Source organism: Streptomyces varsoviensis (assembly GCF_000718635.1).
Classification (GTDB): Bacteria; Actinomycetota; Actinomycetes; order Streptomycetales; family Streptomycetaceae; genus Streptomyces; species Streptomyces varsoviensis.
Genome location: NZ_JOBF01000033.1, coordinates 1 through 15,656 on the forward strand (window position 1 = coordinate 1; position 15,656 = coordinate 15,656).

Here is a 15,656-nt window from a genome sequence, read left to right on the forward strand (position 1 = left end):
TGAGGCGGATCTCGGGGTGGCCTCCGGCAACGGCAAGGGCCAGATCTTCGTGAAGGGCGAGGTCATCAAGACCGTCCCCGAATCGAAGATCGTCGAGACCCTCATCGAAGAAGCCATGAAGATCGCCGAGCACATGGAGGCAACGGGAGCCCCCTCCGGGACGCCCGACGTCGCCGTGGGCTGAACACATACGAGGAGGGGGATGTCGGTGTCGCTGTTGGAGAACATCAAAAGCCCGCAGGACCTGAAGGCGCTGCCCGCGGAGAACCTCGGCCAACTGGCGGAGGAGATACGCCAGTTCCTCGTGCACGCGGTCGCCGCGACCGGCGGCCACCTCGGTCCCAACCTCGGCGTGGTGGAACTCTCCCTGGCCCTCCACCGCGTCTTCGAATCGCCCGCCGACCGCATCCTGTGGGACACCGGGCACCAGAGCTACGTACACAAACTGCTCACCGGACGGCAGGACTTCTCCAAGCTGCGCGGCAAGGGCGGCATGTCCGGCTACCCCTCGCGCGCCGAGTCCGAGCACGACGTCATCGAGAACAGCCACGCCTCCACCGTCCTCGGCTGGGCCGACGGCCTCGCCAAGGCCAACGAGGTGCTGGGCCGCACGGACCGCCACGTGGCGGCCGTCATCGGCGACGGCGCGCTCACCGGCGGCATGGCCTGGGAAGCGCTCAACAACATCGCCGCGGCCAGAGACCGCCCGCTGATCATCGTCGTCAACGACAACGAGCGCTCGTACGCGCCGACCATCGGCGGCCTCGCCAACCACCTCGCCACCCTCCGCACGACGGACGGCTACGAACGCGTCCTGTCCTGGGGCAAACAGATCCTCCAGCGCACGCCCGTCGTCGGGCAGCCGCTGTACGAGTCCCTGCACGGCGCGAAGAAGGGGTTCAAGGACGCCTTCGCCCCGCAGGGCATGTTCGAGGACCTCGGCCTCAAGTACCTCGGCCCGATCGACGGCCATGACATCGCCGCGGTCGAATCCGCGCTCCGCCGCGCCAAACGCTTCCACGGCCCCGTACTCGTGCACTGCCTCACCGAGAAGGGGCGCGGCTACCGGCCCGCGCTGGAGGACGAGGCCGACCGCTTTCATACGGTCGGCGCGATGGACCCCCTCACCTGCGAGCCGCTCGCACCCTCCAGCGGGCAGTCCTGGACCTCGGCGTTCGGCGACGAGATGGCACGCATCGGGGCCGAGCGGCCCGACGTCGTGGCGATCACGGCCGCGATGCTCCACCCGGTGGGCCTGACCAAGTTCGCCGCCGCCTACCCCGACCGGGTCTGGGACGTCGGCATCGCCGAACAGCACGCCGCCGTCTCGGCGGCCGGCCTCGCCACGGGCGGGCTGCACCCCGTCTTCGCCGTGTACGCCACCTTCCTGAACCGCGCCTTCGACCAGGTCCTGATGGACGTGGCGCTGCACAAGTGCGGCGTCACCTTCGTCCTCGACCGGGCCGGCATCACCGGTACCGACGGCGCGTCCCACAACGGCATGTGGGACATGTCCATCCTCCAGGTCGTCCCCGGCCTGCGCATCGCCGCCCCGCGCGACGCCGACCAGCTCCGCGCGCAACTGCGCGAGGCGATCGACGTCGACGACGCGCCGACCGTCATCCGCTACCCCAAGGAGACCGTGGGCGAGCCGGTACCGGCGGTCGACAGGGTGGGCGGCATGGATGTGCTGGCGAGGCCGGAGGACCATAAGGGGACGGATTCGCTGTCGGGCTCGTCCGCCCGTACGGACGTACTGCTCGTCACCGTGGGAACGATGGCCCAAGTCGGCCTGGAAGTAGCGGAATTGCTCCACGCGCGCGGCACCGGATGCACCGTCGTGGACCCGCGCTGGGTCAAACCCGTCGACGAGGCGCTGCCCGAACTCGCGTCGCGGCACCGGCTTGTGGCGGTCGTGGAGGACAACAGCCGTACCGGCGGGGTCGGTTCGGCCGTGGCGCTGGCGCTCGCTGACGCGGGCGTGGATCTGCCGGTGCGGACCTTCGGGATCCCGCCGCAGTTCCTCGCGCACGCCAAGCGCGGCGAGGTGCTGGCCGACATCGGACTCACCCCCGTCGAGATAGCCGGGCGCGTCAGCGCGGCCCTGGCTCGTACCACAGCCCCCGCAGCGGCGAGGGCCTTTGAGATCAGCGAGGAGAACCACCTATGACAGCCGACGGACCGCAGGGCTTCGACCTCGGCAAGCTCCTCGCGGAGCGCGGCGGTGAGCGGTATGAACTGCACGCGAAGCACCTGAACCACCAACTGCCGCGCATGCTGCACACCATCGGCTTCGACAAGACGTACGAACGGGCCGAGGGCGCGCACTTCTGGGACGCGGACGGCAACGACTACCTGGACATGCTCGCCGGGTTCGGCGTGATGGGCGTGGGCCGGCACCACCCCGTCGTACGCAAGGCGCTGCACGACGTGCTCGACGCCCAGCTCGCCGACCTCACCCGCTTCGACTGCCAGCCGCTGCCCGGCCTCTTCGCGGAGAAGCTGCTCTCGTACGCGCCCCACCTCGACCGCGTCTTCTTCGGCAACAGCGGCACGGAGGCCGTGGAGACCGCGCTGAAGTTCGCGCGCTACGCCACCGGCAAGCCGAGGATTCTCTACTGCACGCACGCCTTCCACGGGCTGACGACCGGTTCGCTGTCCGTCAACGGCGAGGACGGATTCCGCGACGGATTCGCGCCGCTGCTGCCCGACACCGAGATCGCGATGGGTGATCTGGCCGCGCTGGAGCGGGAGTTGGCCCGTGGCGACGTGGCCGGCTTCGTCATCGAGCCCATCCAGGGCAAGGGCGTGCACGAGACGCCGCCCGGATACCTGCGCGCCGCGCAGGAGTTGCTGCGCCGCCACAAGGCGCTGCTGATCGCCGACGAGGTGCAGACCGGCATCGGGCGGACCGGCGACTTCTTCGCCTACCAGCACGAGGAGGGCGTGGAGCCCGACCTGGTGTGCGTCGCGAAGTCCCTCTCGGGCGGCTACGTCCCGGTCGGCGCGACCCTCGGCAAGGACTGGATCTTCAAGAAGGTCTACTCCTCCATGGACCGGGTCCTGGTGCACTCCGCGAGCTTCGGCTCCAACGCCCAGGCCATGGTGGCCGGGCTCGCGGTGCTCAGCGTCATGGAGGACGAGCAGATCGTCGCGCGGGCCCGGCACACCGGGGACCTGCTGCGCGGCAGGCTCGCGGCGCTCGTGGACAAGTGCGAGCTGCTGCACGATGTGCGCGGCCGTGGCCTGATGATCGGGATCGAGTTCGGCAAGCCCAAGTCCCTTGGTCTGCGCAGCCGTTGGGCCATGCTCCAGGCGGCCCGCAAGGGCCTCTTCGCCCAGATGGTCGTCGTGCCCCTGCTCCAGAAGCACCGCATCCTCACCCAGGTCTCCGGCGACCACCTGGAGGTCATCAAGCTCATCCCGCCGCTGATCATCGACGAGGCCGACGTGGACCGCTTCGTCGACGCCTTCGCCGCCGTCATGGACGACGCCCACGGCAACGGGGACAGCGGCCTCATGTGGGACTTCGGCCGCACCCTCGTCAAAAGCGCCCTCCGCCCCAACTCCCCCTCGGGGGCGGCCTCGTCCGTATGACCCCCGCCCGGCGGCGGACGGCCCAGGCATGCCTTGCGCTGAACCCCGCTCGCCGGCGCTGCTCCGACGGAGCGTAGCGTGCCAGGCCCTGGAGAACCGCAAGTTCCCAGGGCCTGGACGTCAGCGGCTCATGTGATCGCCTTGATTCCCGTCCAGCCGCCGGTGCCCACGAGGACAGGGGCGCTGTGGGTACCGTTCTTGGTGGTGTGGAACAGCAGGGTGCCGGTGCCCTCCGCGGTTGTGGCCCACAGGTCGGCCGTACCGTCGTTGTTCGCGTCGCCGGGCATAGCGAGCAGAGGACGGTTGGATACCTGCCAGCCAGCGGTCCCGTAGACGGAAGTGTTGCCGTTCACCAGACTTGCGGGCACGACATCGCCTGTCTCGGGATCGGATGCGCCGGTCCAGCGACGCCTGCTGGCCCCCTTCGGCGAGGCGCGGGGAGCCAAACCCAGCCTCTGGCCGGGGAAACGGGGCTTCGTCGGCGGCCGAACCGACGACAACACCGGGCTCACCCAACTCGGGGCTCGCGAGTACGACCCGGTCACCGGTCGCTTCGTCTCGGTGGACCCGGTCATCGACTTCGGGATTCCGCAGCAGATGAACCCGTACGCCTACGCGAACAACGCACCGGCGACGGAGGCCGACCCCGACGGTGAGTTCTTCCCGGTCCTGATCGCTATCGCCGCCCGCGTCGCCCTCCAGGTCGCGATCCGCGCGGCAGCACGGGAAGCGGCCCGTCGCGCAGCGATCGCCGCTGCCCGGGAGGCGGCCAAGCGCGCTGCCATCGCCCTCGCCAAACGGCGTGCCGCTGCCGAGGCAGCCAAGCGTGCCGCCGCCGAGGCCCTGAAGAAGAAGGCGGCGCAGGCCGCTGCTGCCAAGGCCAGGGCTGAAGCAGCCAGAAAGGCAGCGGCGAAAGCCGCGGCCAAGGTCAAGCAGCGGGTGGCCGCCAAGGCGGCGCCCAAACGCGCGGCCAAATACCGCGAAGCCCCGAAGCAACGGCCCAAACCACACCCCAAACCGCAGCCGAGACCCAAACCGAACCCGAAGCCGAAACAGGCGAAGCCGCAGGGTTCGCAGAGCATCAAGCAAGAGATCAAGAAGGAAGTCAAGGAAGAGGTCAAGGAACAGGCGAAGGAAGCAGCACAGCCGCAGAGCTGTGAGGCCAACAGCTTCGTCCCAGGCACGACCGTGCTCATGGCCGATGGCAGCCGCAAGCCCATCGAGCAAATCAAGACCGACGACAAGGTCCTGGCCACCGACCCGGAAACCGGCGAGTCCAAGCCCGAACCCGTCGTCGCCACCATCATCGGCAACGGCAGCAAGGACCTCGTCAAACTGACCGTCAGCGGCGACGACCACGCCACCACCGGTGCGCTGATCGCCACGGAAGGCCACCCCTTCTGGGTCCCCGCCCTGAAGAAATGGGTCGACGCCGGCGACCTGAAGCCCGGCCAATGGCTCCGGACCAGCGCCGGCACCTGGGTCCAGGTCACAGCGGTCCAGGCATGGACGCAGAACGCGACAGTCCACAACCTCACGGTCGAGAGTGTCCACACGTATTATGTGGGGGCGGGGACTGCGCCGGTCCTGGTTCATAACTGCGGGCTCTCTGACAGAGCAAGCGAAATTCACTCTGCTGAGCCGGATGAGTTCGTCCGTAAGAGGGTGAGCACGGTGGCGGCGATCAGAGCGGATACTCCGCACGGACCGATCAACGTTGTTGCCGGTTCTGGAGATGGGCTAACGCCTGCTCAAATGTCGGCTATCCGTAAGGGGGAGATCGCCGCTGACAATATTCCTGGAACTCACGCGGAACAGAATGCCCTACTATTCATTAATAAGATGGGCTGGGCTCCGGTCGCGGGAGGTACCTCACGGAACGTATGCCTGGCGATATGTGCGCCGTTGATCCGGGGGACCGGCGGTAAAATGATGGGCCAGGTGTATCGAGGTAGCGGTGTGACCACAACTCGCCAGAGGAGTTTCAAGTGGTAGTCGACGAGGATGTAGCGGTAGCCCTGCGAGAAAGGTCGCATGCTCAGGTTGCTGTCTTCGTTGCGGGGTGCGTGGAACGAATGGCGCAGATGTTCATTGGCTTGCGCGGTGATGCCCCAGGGCGTGACAACGACGTCGATACAGTGATCCGTCTGCTCGAAGAACTCTGGAATTCCGAAGTCCCGCGAAAGAAATTCCAGAGTTATGTGGACTGTCTGTCGGATTTCCCTGAGCTTGATGATTCCTTCGATGAGGAAATTGTCGATCCTGGGGAGATTTACTCCTTCTATGCAGTGCTCGCGCTGCGGTATGCGGCACTCCATCGTTCGAGGGGGGAAATTGAAGCGGCCCTGAAATGTGCGCATGCCTGTCTGACGGCTATGGGGCAGCTCGATCAGAACATTCCTGTTGCTATGTTCTTTGCTCAGGAAACCGAATGCCAGCAACGTGTGGTCTCTTCGTGTCCTCCAGACGGGGCCGCTGATGAGGTCGCGCAACTGAGGGTTGCTGATCGAGTCATGGGCCAAGAAAGACTAGCGGCTCTCCAGGAGCGTTTGTCGTACTGAGAAATGCAAATGCCGATGAGCCCCTGCCGGGATAAAACGGCAGGGGCTCAGACCGTGGGCTGCTCCGAAGTGACGGTCTGGTGCCGGCTACGGACCCGGACCGAGACCGGTGTCTGGCCCGGCTCGCATGCCGTCCTGCTGGGAGCTCCGCTGGGCCACGCAGCGGAGCTGGGAGTGAGCGTCAGCGGGGAGAGCAGGTTGTGGCAGCACTGGGCCGGTGGCGCGGCATCGAGGCCGGTTGCGCCGGGCGTCGACGGGGCGGGCGCGGTATTGGCAGAGGTGGAGCGGAGCTGGGTGAGCCAAGTGCAGACGTCCTTGGTCTCGGCAGGTAAAAATCCCGGAGAAATCGGTCACGATGTCAATGCCGTGCATCTGAAATCGGAACGCGGTGCTGATACTTTCGGTCTGAGGCCTGGATCAGTCGGGGTGTTCAATTCGAGAATTTCTAGATTCAGAAGGGTAGATGGCTGGTGACCCCACCAAAGGCTGAACAATCTGAAGCCGATCTAGTGGAATCACTTGTGAACGGATTTCTCACAGAACAGGACGCCAAGGCCATTGCGGACCTGCATCCTGAAGTCTTTGGCGCTATCGTTCCTTGGGTTCGCGAAGCGGCGCGTGCGGGAAACTGGATAAGGGCTGAGAAGTTCGCCAACTTGGCCGCTTCCCTTCGGGTCGCAGGCCTCTGCGAGGTTCTTCAGGAGATCCTTGATTCGGATGCCGCCGGATTGAATAAAGAAGATCTCGTGGATATTTTGGGCGAGATCCGAGAAGTCGACGCGGTCGCCTGTCTGTTTCGGGTAGCGGAAAAATCGGTGAGCGAGGACGCTCCGGCGTACTGGCTGTGTCAGAAAGTCATCTCCTCTCTGGGGGAAATTGGCACGCCGGAGGCCTATGAGTGTATTCGTGAGATGACGGCCCAGTCATGGCCTGACATTGTCCGATGGCATGCAGCCGTCGAAGTGGGGATCGAAGATGAGCTTGGGTTCGATGAAAGTCACATGCTGAGGTAGCGCGTCCCCCGGGTGCTGTTGAGATCCAAGAACATCGACTGCTTCAGCAAAAAATGAAGCCTCGTCAGGCATGCCCTGGCGGGGCTTCTGTGGGGGTGACGGCAGTAGCGAACGACAACGTCAGCGGCTCAGGGCAGTGCGAGGCGGTAATTCGCCGCGCTCTGCTGCCCTGACGTCGGCGCGCGTTGAGCCGCCGAGACGTTGGCGTCTCGCGAGGCCTCCCAAAGGCTCCACCCCCAGAACCCAACCTTCGCTGTGAGGGGCCCGGGTAAGGGTGTTGGGTGCCGCCTCGTCGTGGTACGGGTGGAGTCGCGCGTGGGAGGAGACCCTCGTCTTCCAGCCCCCGAAGCACCTTGCACGAGGAGCTCATCCCTGCCTCCCAAATGGCGTGAAGGTGTTCATCGGGTCGAAGCCGGCCCTGGGGTTCGTGTCGTCGTGCAACGAGCCGACCGCCACGGGGTGTTGGGTCAGGGGTGAGGTGAGGATGATGTCGTAGCCGGTACCGGACGGCTGGATGGTTTCGGCGATCATTTGGCCTAGCTTCGAGAGTTCCAGGAAGGCTTGGGCGTACGCGATGCCGGACCCCGGGCGGCTTCCGCAATCATCGGCAACGGCAGCAAGGTCCTCGTCAAACTGACCGTCAGCGGCGACAACCATGCCACCACACGTATTATGTGGGGGCGGGAACTGCGCCGGTCCTTGTCCATAACTGCGGCGGTGCTCAAGACTTGGCCGACCCTGTATCCGGGATTCACGGTCAAGCGGGTAGCGAACTAGCAATGAGCTAATCAACTGTTGCCGTAGTCAGTGCGCAAACCCCCGAAGGGCGGTTCCTGCTCGAAACATCCCCGGAACTCATGCGGAGCAGAATGCTCTCCTATTTATCGACGGAATGGGGTGATCCTCGATCGCTGGAGGCGCCTCAAGGAGTGTCTGCAGTGAAGCCTGCGCGTCGCTCATTCGGGCGGGCGGTGGTCGCATAACCGGAAGCGTCTACCAGAAACAAATCAGGCACAAAGATTAGGGCTTTCAGGTGGTAAGCATCGAGTCGACGATCCGCGAGTTCTCGGAGAGTGCGAGTTCGGGCCAGATGAGGATTTTTGTCGCCTCGTGCGCAGAGCGAACGGCTCAACTCTTCACCGGCCTGATAGGCGCCAACGGTGAGCGATCTCAGGACGTCGAGTTGGCGATCCGCTGCATGGATCTTCTCTGGCAATCCCAGCCCCAAATCTCTTGGGATGAGATCGCCGAGAGTTTCAGCTCGTTTCCAGAGCTGACGGGCGACGAGGAGCCGCCTGGCTTGCTGGCGTACGCCTACGATGCAGCCGCCATGTTGTATTACGCGGCAAGGTATAGAGCGGCTGGGAAGCTGGCGGATGTGATCAGTTGCTCAAACCATGCCCTCAACTCGGCTGAATATATCTCGGAAGAGCTGGAAGACGGGGTGGATAGGTACGAAATCGAGCTTCAAAATCAAGTGGATGACATCGCGTTGCTGTCCCAGACCGGCAACCCTGATGACCACGATTCCATTCAGTTGATGAGAGATAGTGCACAAAAATTTGCGCGCGCGAGACTGGCTGAACTGACTTCAGTGTAATTGGGTGTTATTTTCACCCCTGCCCTTCCTCGCGGGAGGGCACCTAACCTGAAACTGATAGAGAATACAGATGCCTCGCCGATGAAATCGACGGGGCATCTGTAACGTTTGACGGAAACGTCAGCGGACGAGGGTGGCGCAGGGCGGCGGTTCGTCGCCGTCGGTGCCGGCCGTCTCCGTGAGCTCCGTCAGTCGAGCGTGGTGCCGAGCAGGCCGAGGGTGTCTCACTGGAGGCGGAGCCTTATGTTGGCGTAGACGGTGGTGGTGATGCCGATGTGGGCGTGGCCGAGGAGTTCCTTGATCACGACGAGGCCGAGGCCCTGCTTCAGGCCCAGGTTGCCGAAGGGCCCCGAGCCACCAGGGGAGGGGCAATGCGAACAGTGAGGACGCGGAACGATTCCATGCCGACATCGAGTACGGCTGGTCATGGTGAACCAGCCCATCCCTGCGGTCGTCGCAGTCGGCTCCTCAACGAACTGGGGATTGGCTGATGCCCTTGATTCGATTCGATTCACTGAGCCAAGCGACGCTCGGGGCGCTCGCTGTCTCTGGGTGGAACCCAGAAAGAGCCGTTGACGCTGTTCAATGGGTGAAGCCATTGGAAGATGAGGGCTACCGCATTCATCCGCTAGCTGAAGAAGTCATCGCGAAACTGGGAGGACTGTCGGTTGAACCGGTTAATCGAGTTGGTTTCAATTTCACCAACGATGAGCCGTACAACTTCGACCCGTTCGCGGCTGGATCCGGTCAGCGCGCTCTCGCCGTGGAGGTGGAACGTGTCCTCGGTGGGCATTATTTCCCGATCGGTGAATGGCTCAGCTATTCGAGTGTCTTCGTGGAGGAGGGAGGAAGCGTGGTAGCTGCTGGCATGGGCTGGATCTGGGATCTCGGTTCGACCTTTGAGGAGTCGCTGGAACTGGCGGTCTGCGCGACGCGTCCGTTGCTCTGCCTGCATTCTGACCCTGGCCTGGATCCTGGCCCGCAGGATGGTCCGTGCTAGCGCATCTCGTCTGCCTGGAGCATCGGCCCGGCATGCTGTGAAGACGCTGTGTGGGCAGCGGTTGACGGCATCGGCGACAGCCCCCCAGCGTCCGTCGCCGGTGCCGTCGGGCATACGGTCAGGTCCTTGGTGGCGAAAAGGCCAAAGCCTTGCCTACGCTCCGAGTTCTCACCACAGGTCGGGGACGTGGGAGGACCAGGGGTGGGCCTCTTCCAGTTGGGCGGAGAGGGAGAGGAGGGTGGGTTCGTCGCCGTAGCGGGCGGCGAGCATGATGCCGATGGGGAGGTTGTCGGCGTTCCGGTGGAGGGGGAGGCTGGCGGCGGGCTGGCCGCTGGCGTTGTAGAGCATCGTGTACGGGGTGAACGCGCTCATCAGGTCGAAACCGGCGGCGGGGTTCGCGTCGTCGTGCAACGAGCCGACTGGCACGGGGGGTTGGGCCAGGGTCGGGGTGAGGATGATGTCGTAGCCGGTGCCGGGCGGCTGGATGGTTTCGGCGACCATTTGGCCCAGCTTGCGGAGTTCCAGGAGCCCTTGGGCGTACGCGATGCCGGACACCCCCGCGGCTTCCGCGCGCAGATGGCGTGTCAGGGGGGTCAGCAACTCCTCGGAACCGGGCGGGACCGGGCTGGTCGCGGCCATCACCTTCCATACGTCCAGGAGCGCGGCCCCGGCCTCGGCGGGCACGGTGGGAGGCACCAATTCGTCGACGGTGTGGCCGAGTTCGCGCAGGAGGTCGGCCGCCTCGGCCAGGGCCTTGCGGCAGTCGGGGTGGAGCGGTACGCCCGGCACGGTCGGCTCGGGGATGGAGGCGACGCGCAGCGGCCCCGGGTGGCGGCGGGCGTGCTGGGCGAAGGTCTCGCCGGGCGGCAGGGAGGGTGCGGTGAAGGGATCGCCGGGCATCGGGCCGGCGAGCACGTCGAGGAGGGCCGCCGCGTCCGCGACCGTACGGGCCAAGGGGCCCGACGTGCTCATGCCGCTGACGTCGTGCAGCGTGGGGCCGTTGCTGACCCGGCCGCGGCTCGGCTTGAGGCCGAAGAGTCCGCAGGCCGAGGAGGGGATGCGGATCGAGCCGCCGCTGTCCGTGCCGTGCGCGACCGGGGCCAGGCCGGAGGCGACGGCCGTCGCCGCGCCGCCGCTCGACCCGCCCGCCGAGCGTGCGAGGTCCCACGGGTTGCGGGCGGGCGGCGCGACCCGGCTCTCGGTGTACGGCGGCAGGGCGAACTCGGGGGTGTTGGTCTTGCCGAGCAGGACGGTGCCGGCGGCGCGGAGCTTGGTCGCAATGTGGTCGTCCACGGACGGCACGTGGTCCACGAGCGCCGCCGAGCCCATCGTGCAGCGCACGCCCGCAACGTAGTTGACGTCCTTCACCGGCACCGGCACGCCGTGCAGCGGCGGCAGCTTCCGGCCCTCCCGGCGGGCGGCAAGGGCCGTTCGTTCCGCCTCGGCCGCCTGCTGCCGCGCGAGGTCGGCGGTCACCGTGATGAACGCGCCGACGGTCGCGTCGAGTCGCTCGACGCGCTCCAGGTAATGCTCCGTCAGCTCGACGGGGGACAGGTCCCCCGCCTGTATCGCGGCGCCCTGCTCCAGTGCGGTGAGATCGTGCAACTGCCCCATCTACGGCCGTCCTCTCGCGTACGTGACTCTGCATCGCTCGGCAACTCGTGCGGGCCGTCGTCGTGTGTCACGCCGCGCGGCCCGCGGGAGGAGCCTAACCCGTATTAGGTATGCCTTGCCTAAGTTTTGGCCTATGCCCGCGGTGCGGTGACCAACTGTCCAAGTTCGCGAAATCCCCGATTGGACGTGTGCGGTGACCCGCCCCGGCAGCTCGCGATGGCGTAACGCGCAGCGAATACACAGCGAATGCACAGGCGTCCAACCGAGGCGGAATCACATTCGTTGACATCCCTTGGGCCAGCCTGTCCAATTCCAAGGAGCTGGATTTGGGAATGGCGCATCTCTTCCGGAGTCGATGCGCGGTAACACATTGACCACAGACACCTTCCGCCGCTCACGTACGGAGGCGGCCGGAAATTCTGGACGGGGGCGGGTCGCCACCTCGGTGGCCCTTCAGCAGGCGTCGCTGACCGACGGCGCCGCTGGACAGACGTTCCGTACGTGCGCGAATCCGTGCCGCCTTTCCCCCGGGCGGGAGCACGGGCCGGCGGTGGTGCGGGCGTTACCGCCTCGGCGGTGAGCGGCACCGTCTGATGTGCGGCACCGCCTGATGTGCGGCACCGCCTGATGTGTGGCACTGCCTGATGTGTGGATGAGTGCGGGACGAGCAGTCGGCAGGGGTCCGACTGGGCAACGGCAACGGTAGGCGCTTCGGGCACGGGACCGCCCGTTGAGGGGGAAATGGATGAACGGCCTGAATGGTGACGCGCTGCCCCTGCCCGAACGTGGGCAGGGCGAATGCCGGCGGGACGGCATGAAGCGGGGCGGTAACCGACAGGACAATTGGCCGACGCGAGAAACGGGGAATTCCCGCGTGCCGCTCGACACGATTCATCGGTACGTCGATGTGACCGGCGCCCTCGACCTGGACACCTTCGACCGTGCGCTGAGGCTGATCGCCGACGACCCGGAGCCCGAGCTGTCGCTCGTAGATCTGAGCGGTGAAAGCGACCCCCGGCGCACGGCGGAGCACCTCATACGGACGGAAGCCCTCCGCCTACGGGAAGCTCGTGCGGCACGAGACGGCGGCCGTGCGGCACGAGATGGCCACGCGGCGCGGAACGTCCATGAGGCACAGGATGCCCATGCCGTACGGAACGCCCACGCGGCAGCGGAACTGGCCTTCTCCCACACCGTCTACCGGCTCGCCCCCGACCGCCACCTCTGGGCGCACCGCTACGGCCCGCCCCTGATGGACGAAGCCAGGGGCGCGCTGCTGGAGCGGCGTGTCGCCGAGGCGTACACGGCGCTCTCGCGCGGCGAGGCCGCCCCGGCACCGCGTGGCGCGTCGCCGCGCGCGGCCATGGAGCGGGAAACCGCGTACGTGCAGTCGGAGCGCTACGCGCGCGACCGGGCGTACTGGCTGGAGCGCTTCGCCGACCACCCGGAGCCCGCAGCCATTCCGGGCTACCGGTCGGACGGCGTCGGCGTGGCAGACGGCGAGGCCAGGGGCGACCGGCCGGTACTCCGCGAGACAGGGGCCCTGGCACCGGCCGCGGCGGCGCGCTTGCGCGCCGAGGCTTCCCGCAGCGGCGTGAGCTGGCCGCGATGGGTGATCGCCGCCGTCGGGGCCTTCGTCGGCCGGATGGCCGGCGCGAACGAAGCACTACTGACAATGCCGATTTCGGACCGGACGCCATTCGCTACCGCCGAGACTGTCGCGACGGCTGACGCGCTGCCCCTCCAGTTTCCCGTACGGGCCGGGGCGGGCCTTGCGGAACTCGCGGGCGAGGCGGACCGGGCGATCGCCGAACTACTGGAGCATCGGCGCTTCCGGGGAGAACGGCTTCTTCGGGAACTGGGCCGATCGGTGGACGGCCGGCGGAGCTTCGGCCCGAACGTGCGTGTCATTCCAGTCGGCGACGTTCCAGCCGAAGACATTCCGGTGGGTGGCGCACCAGCGGGTACGGAACTGCGCTTCGGACCGTGCCGCGGAACTGTTCATGACCTCTCGAATCGACTGGTCGACGACTTCGGCGTTCTGATCCACGAATCAGCGGATGGAGCGACGATCCGGATCACGTTCGAGGCGAATCCCGCGCTGTACGACCGCGCTTGGGTGAAAGGCGCTCATCGAGCGTTCCTCGCGCTATTGGAAGGGGCGACAGCGTCCCCTTCCCTTCCTCTGAGCCGCATCGGCACGCTGGACGAGTCGGAACGCTCACTGACCGTCGGGGAATGCGGCACGACGCCCCGCCTGCCGGCGGAGGCGGAGTCCGCTCTGGAGCTTTTCTCCGCGCGGGTGGCGGAGAACCCGGACGCCGTCGCCGTTCGGGCCGGCGCGGACGCGGTGTCGTACGGAGAGTTGGAAAGTCGGGCGAATCGGCTGGCGCGGTACCTGTCGCGGTTGGGTGTGCGCCGGGAGTCGCGGGTGGGGCTGTGCCTGCCGCGCGACGTGGACATGATCGTAGGGCTGCTGGCGGTCTGGAAGGCGGGCGGGGCGTACGTACCGCTGGCGCCGGAGTACCCCGCCGACCGGCTGGCGTTCATGGTCGCCGACAGCGGAGCCTCGGTGGTGCTGGCGACGGCCGCGACGATGGCGAAGGTGTCGGCCGGCGCGGCACGCGTCGTCGTGCTGGAGGACGTCCCGGAGGAGACGGCTGAAGAGGACTCAGCCAGGCGGCCAGCGGCCACAGAGACCACCGAAAACCTGCCCACAGCGGCCCAGTTGGCGTATGTGATCTATACGTCAGGTTCGACGGGCCGCCCGAAGGGCGTGGCGGTCGCGCACGGCGGTGTGGCGAATCTGGCGCAGGTCATGCGGCCGGTGCTGGGCGTGGGCGAAGGGGTGACGGCCCTTCAGTTCGCGTCCTTCAGTTTCGACGCGGCCGTGCTGGACGTGGCGGTCACGCTCGGGGCCGGGGGCACCCTCGCCATCGCGTCGAGTGAGGAGCGTACGGAGCCGGAGGCCCTGGCCCGGATGATCACGGCGGCCGGCGTGAGCGTGGCGAGCGTCGTCCCCTCCCTCCTCGGTGTCCTCGATCCGGCCGCTGTGCCGGGCGTACGGAACTGGGTGCTGGGCGCGGAGCGGCTGACCTCTGACCTGGCGGCACGGTGGCGGGCCGGAGCGCGGGTCTGGAACACGTACGGCCCGACCGAGGCCACCGTGATCACCACGGCCACGCCGCTGCCGGAGGGCATCGGCCCGCAGGACGCGCCGCCCGCCATCGGAAGCCCCATCGGCAACGCTCAGGTCTACGTCCTCGACGCGGCCCTCCAGCCGGTGCCCGTCGGCATGGTCGGCGAGCTGTACGGGGCCGGGGCCGGGCTGGCGCGCGGCTATGTGGGCCGGCCGGGGCTGACGGCGGAGCGGTTCGTCGCCTCGCCCTTCGTGCCCGGTGTGCGGATGTACCGCTCGGGCGACCTGGCGCGGTGGACGGCTGACGGCCTGTTGGAATTTGTGGGACGCGCGGACGAGCAGGTCAAGATCCGCGGCTTCCGGGTCGAACCCGGGGAGATCGAGGCAGTCCTGACGGCGCATCCGGACGTGGCCCAGGCCGCGGTGGTGGCGCGTGAGGACCGGCCGGGCGAGCGGCGGTTGGTCGGCTACGTCGTGCCCGGCGCACCGGATGTCGACCCGCTCGCTCTGCGCGCGTACGCGGCCGGGGCGCTGCCCGAGCACATGGTGCCCGGCGCGGTGGTACTGCTGGACGCGTTGCCGCTCACGGTGAACGGGAAGCTGGACAAGGCCGCGCTGCCCGCGCCGCGGGCGGAGGACCGGGGCCCGGCGCGGGCGGCGCGTACCCCTCTCGAAGCGGCGCTGTGCGACCTGTTCGCCGACGTGCTGGGCCGGCAGGGGGTGAACCCCGACGACAGCTTCTTCGGGCTGGGCGGCGACTCGATCCTCGCCATGCTGCTGGTGTCGGCCGCCCGGCGCACCGGTCTGTCCCTCACCACCCGTCAGATCTTCGAGCACCGCACCCCGGCCGGCTTGGCCGCAGCGGTAGCGGCACCCAGTGCCGCGGTGGCCGGTGCCGGGGCGTCAGAAGCCGCTAGCGCGGCGCCGGGACACGCGGCGTCGGCCCTTGCGGGGCGGAACGGGAGGGGTGGAAACACCCTGTCGGCCGCCCTCTTGGTGGATCTCTCACAGAGCCAACTGGAGGAGTTGCGGGCGGCCCTCCCCGGACTGGAAGAGGTGCTGCCGGTCACGCCTCTCCAAGAGGGGATGCTCTTCCACTCGCTCTGCGGGTGGGCTTCCGGGTGGTGCCGGG

Annotated in this window: 10 protein-coding genes and 3 pseudogenes; 9 read left to right on the forward strand and 4 right to left on the reverse strand. The window is 67.1% G+C overall.

Going from position 1 to position 15,656, the window contains the following annotated elements; translation table 11 throughout:
- The 3 genes and pseudogenes from IF55_RS32090 to IF55_RS32100 all read left to right on the forward strand — a co-directional run.
- Window positions 1-184 (forward strand): annotated as a pseudogene (locus IF55_RS32090) (flavodoxin-dependent (E)-4-hydroxy-3-methylbut-2-enyl-diphosphate synthase); the annotation flags it as partial.
- A 24-nt stretch (window positions 185-208) separates the two neighbouring features.
- Window positions 209-2,170 (forward strand): 1-deoxy-D-xylulose-5-phosphate synthase, encoded by a 1,962-nt coding sequence (gene dxs, locus IF55_RS32095; RefSeq protein WP_048832947.1) that lies wholly within the window; start codon window positions 209-211, stop codon window positions 2,168-2,170.
- The gene (locus IF55_RS32100) at window positions 2,167-3,597 is read left to right on the forward strand and encodes an aspartate aminotransferase family protein (RefSeq protein WP_048832927.1); all 1,431 of its coding nucleotides are present in this window, start codon (window positions 2,167-2,169) and stop codon (window positions 3,595-3,597) included. Before dxs ends, IF55_RS32100 begins: the two co-directional genes overlap by 4 nt.
- Before the next feature lie 128 nt (window positions 3,598-3,725).
- Here IF55_RS32100 and IF55_RS39575 read toward each other — a convergent pair whose 3' ends face one another.
- Complete coding sequence (locus IF55_RS39575; protein ID WP_157854539.1) at window positions 3,726-3,884, reverse strand: hypothetical protein; 159 nt, start codon at window positions 3,882-3,884, stop codon at window positions 3,726-3,728.
- Between the two features lie 55 nt (window positions 3,885-3,939).
- Here IF55_RS39575 and IF55_RS32105 point away from each other — a divergent pair, with 55 nt between their 5' ends.
- From IF55_RS32105 to IF55_RS38925, 3 genes are all read left to right on the forward strand, one after another.
- On the forward strand, window positions 3,940-5,592 hold the full coding sequence (locus IF55_RS32105) for a polymorphic toxin-type HINT domain-containing protein (protein ID WP_245661571.1): 1,653 nt from the start codon (window positions 3,940-3,942) through the stop codon (window positions 5,590-5,592).
- Window positions 5,586-6,158, forward strand: coding sequence for a hypothetical protein (locus IF55_RS39580; protein ID WP_157854540.1), 573 nt, complete (start codon window positions 5,586-5,588; stop codon window positions 6,156-6,158). Before IF55_RS32105 ends, IF55_RS39580 begins: the two co-directional genes overlap by 7 nt.
- A gap of 521 nt (window positions 6,159-6,679) precedes the next feature.
- Window positions 6,680-7,171 carry a HEAT repeat domain-containing protein gene (locus tag IF55_RS38925; RefSeq protein WP_157854542.1) on the forward strand — a complete coding sequence of 164 codons (492 nt, stop codon included), beginning with the start codon at window positions 6,680-6,682 and terminating at the stop codon, window positions 7,169-7,171.
- Window positions 7,172-7,537: 366 nt separating this feature from the next.
- On the opposite strand, the gene IF55_RS32115 is transcribed toward IF55_RS38925, so the two are convergent.
- Window positions 7,538-7,828, reverse strand: coding sequence for a hypothetical protein (locus IF55_RS32115; protein WP_030890176.1), 291 nt, complete (start codon window positions 7,826-7,828; stop codon window positions 7,538-7,540).
- 376 nt (window positions 7,829-8,204) lie between these two features.
- On the opposite strand from IF55_RS32115, the gene IF55_RS32120 reads away from it, so the two are divergent.
- Window positions 8,205-8,771 carry a hypothetical protein gene (locus tag IF55_RS32120; RefSeq protein ID WP_030890179.1) on the forward strand — a complete coding sequence of 189 codons (567 nt, stop codon included), beginning with the start codon at window positions 8,205-8,207 and terminating at the stop codon, window positions 8,769-8,771.
- A 120-nt stretch (window positions 8,772-8,891) separates the two neighbouring features.
- Here IF55_RS32120 and IF55_RS41585 read toward each other — a convergent pair.
- Window positions 8,892-9,100, reverse strand: a pseudogene (locus IF55_RS41585) (hypothetical protein); the annotation flags it as partial.
- Window positions 9,101-9,261: 161 nt separating this feature from the next.
- Between IF55_RS41585 and IF55_RS37845 the strand changes: the two are divergent.
- Window positions 9,262-9,771, forward strand: coding sequence for an SUKH-3 domain-containing protein (locus IF55_RS37845; RefSeq protein ID WP_078645610.1), 510 nt, complete (start codon window positions 9,262-9,264; stop codon window positions 9,769-9,771).
- Between the two features lie 168 nt (window positions 9,772-9,939).
- Here the strand turns inward: IF55_RS37845 and IF55_RS32130 are convergent, their stop codons facing one another.
- A complete protein-coding gene (locus IF55_RS32130; RefSeq protein WP_030890183.1) occupies window positions 9,940-11,385 on the reverse strand; it encodes an amidase in 1,446 nt (481 codons plus the stop codon).
- 814 nt (window positions 11,386-12,199) lie between these two features.
- Between IF55_RS32130 and IF55_RS36120 the strand changes: the two are divergent.
- A pseudogene (locus IF55_RS36120) lies at window positions 12,200-15,331 on the forward strand (non-ribosomal peptide synthetase); the annotation flags it as partial.
- Window positions 15,332-15,656 lie beyond the last annotated feature (325 nt).

Coding starts and splice junctions, on each gene's coding strand:
- IF55_RS32100 (WP_048832927.1), top strand. CDS start 2,167: ATGACAGCCGACGGACCGCAGGGCTTCGACCTCGGCAAGCTCCTCGCG.
- IF55_RS39575 (WP_157854539.1), bottom strand. CDS start 3,884: ATGCCCGGCGACGCGAACAACGACGGTACGGCCGACCTGTGGGCCACA.
- IF55_RS32115 (WP_030890176.1), bottom strand. CDS start 7,828: ATGGTTGTCGCCGCTGACGGTCAGTTTGACGAGGACCTTGCTGCCGTT.
- IF55_RS37845 (WP_078645610.1), top strand. CDS start 9,262: ATGCCCTTGATTCGATTCGATTCACTGAGCCAAGCGACGCTCGGGGCG.
- IF55_RS32130 (WP_030890183.1), bottom strand. CDS start 11,385: ATGGGGCAGTTGCACGATCTCACCGCACTGGAGCAGGGCGCCGCGATA.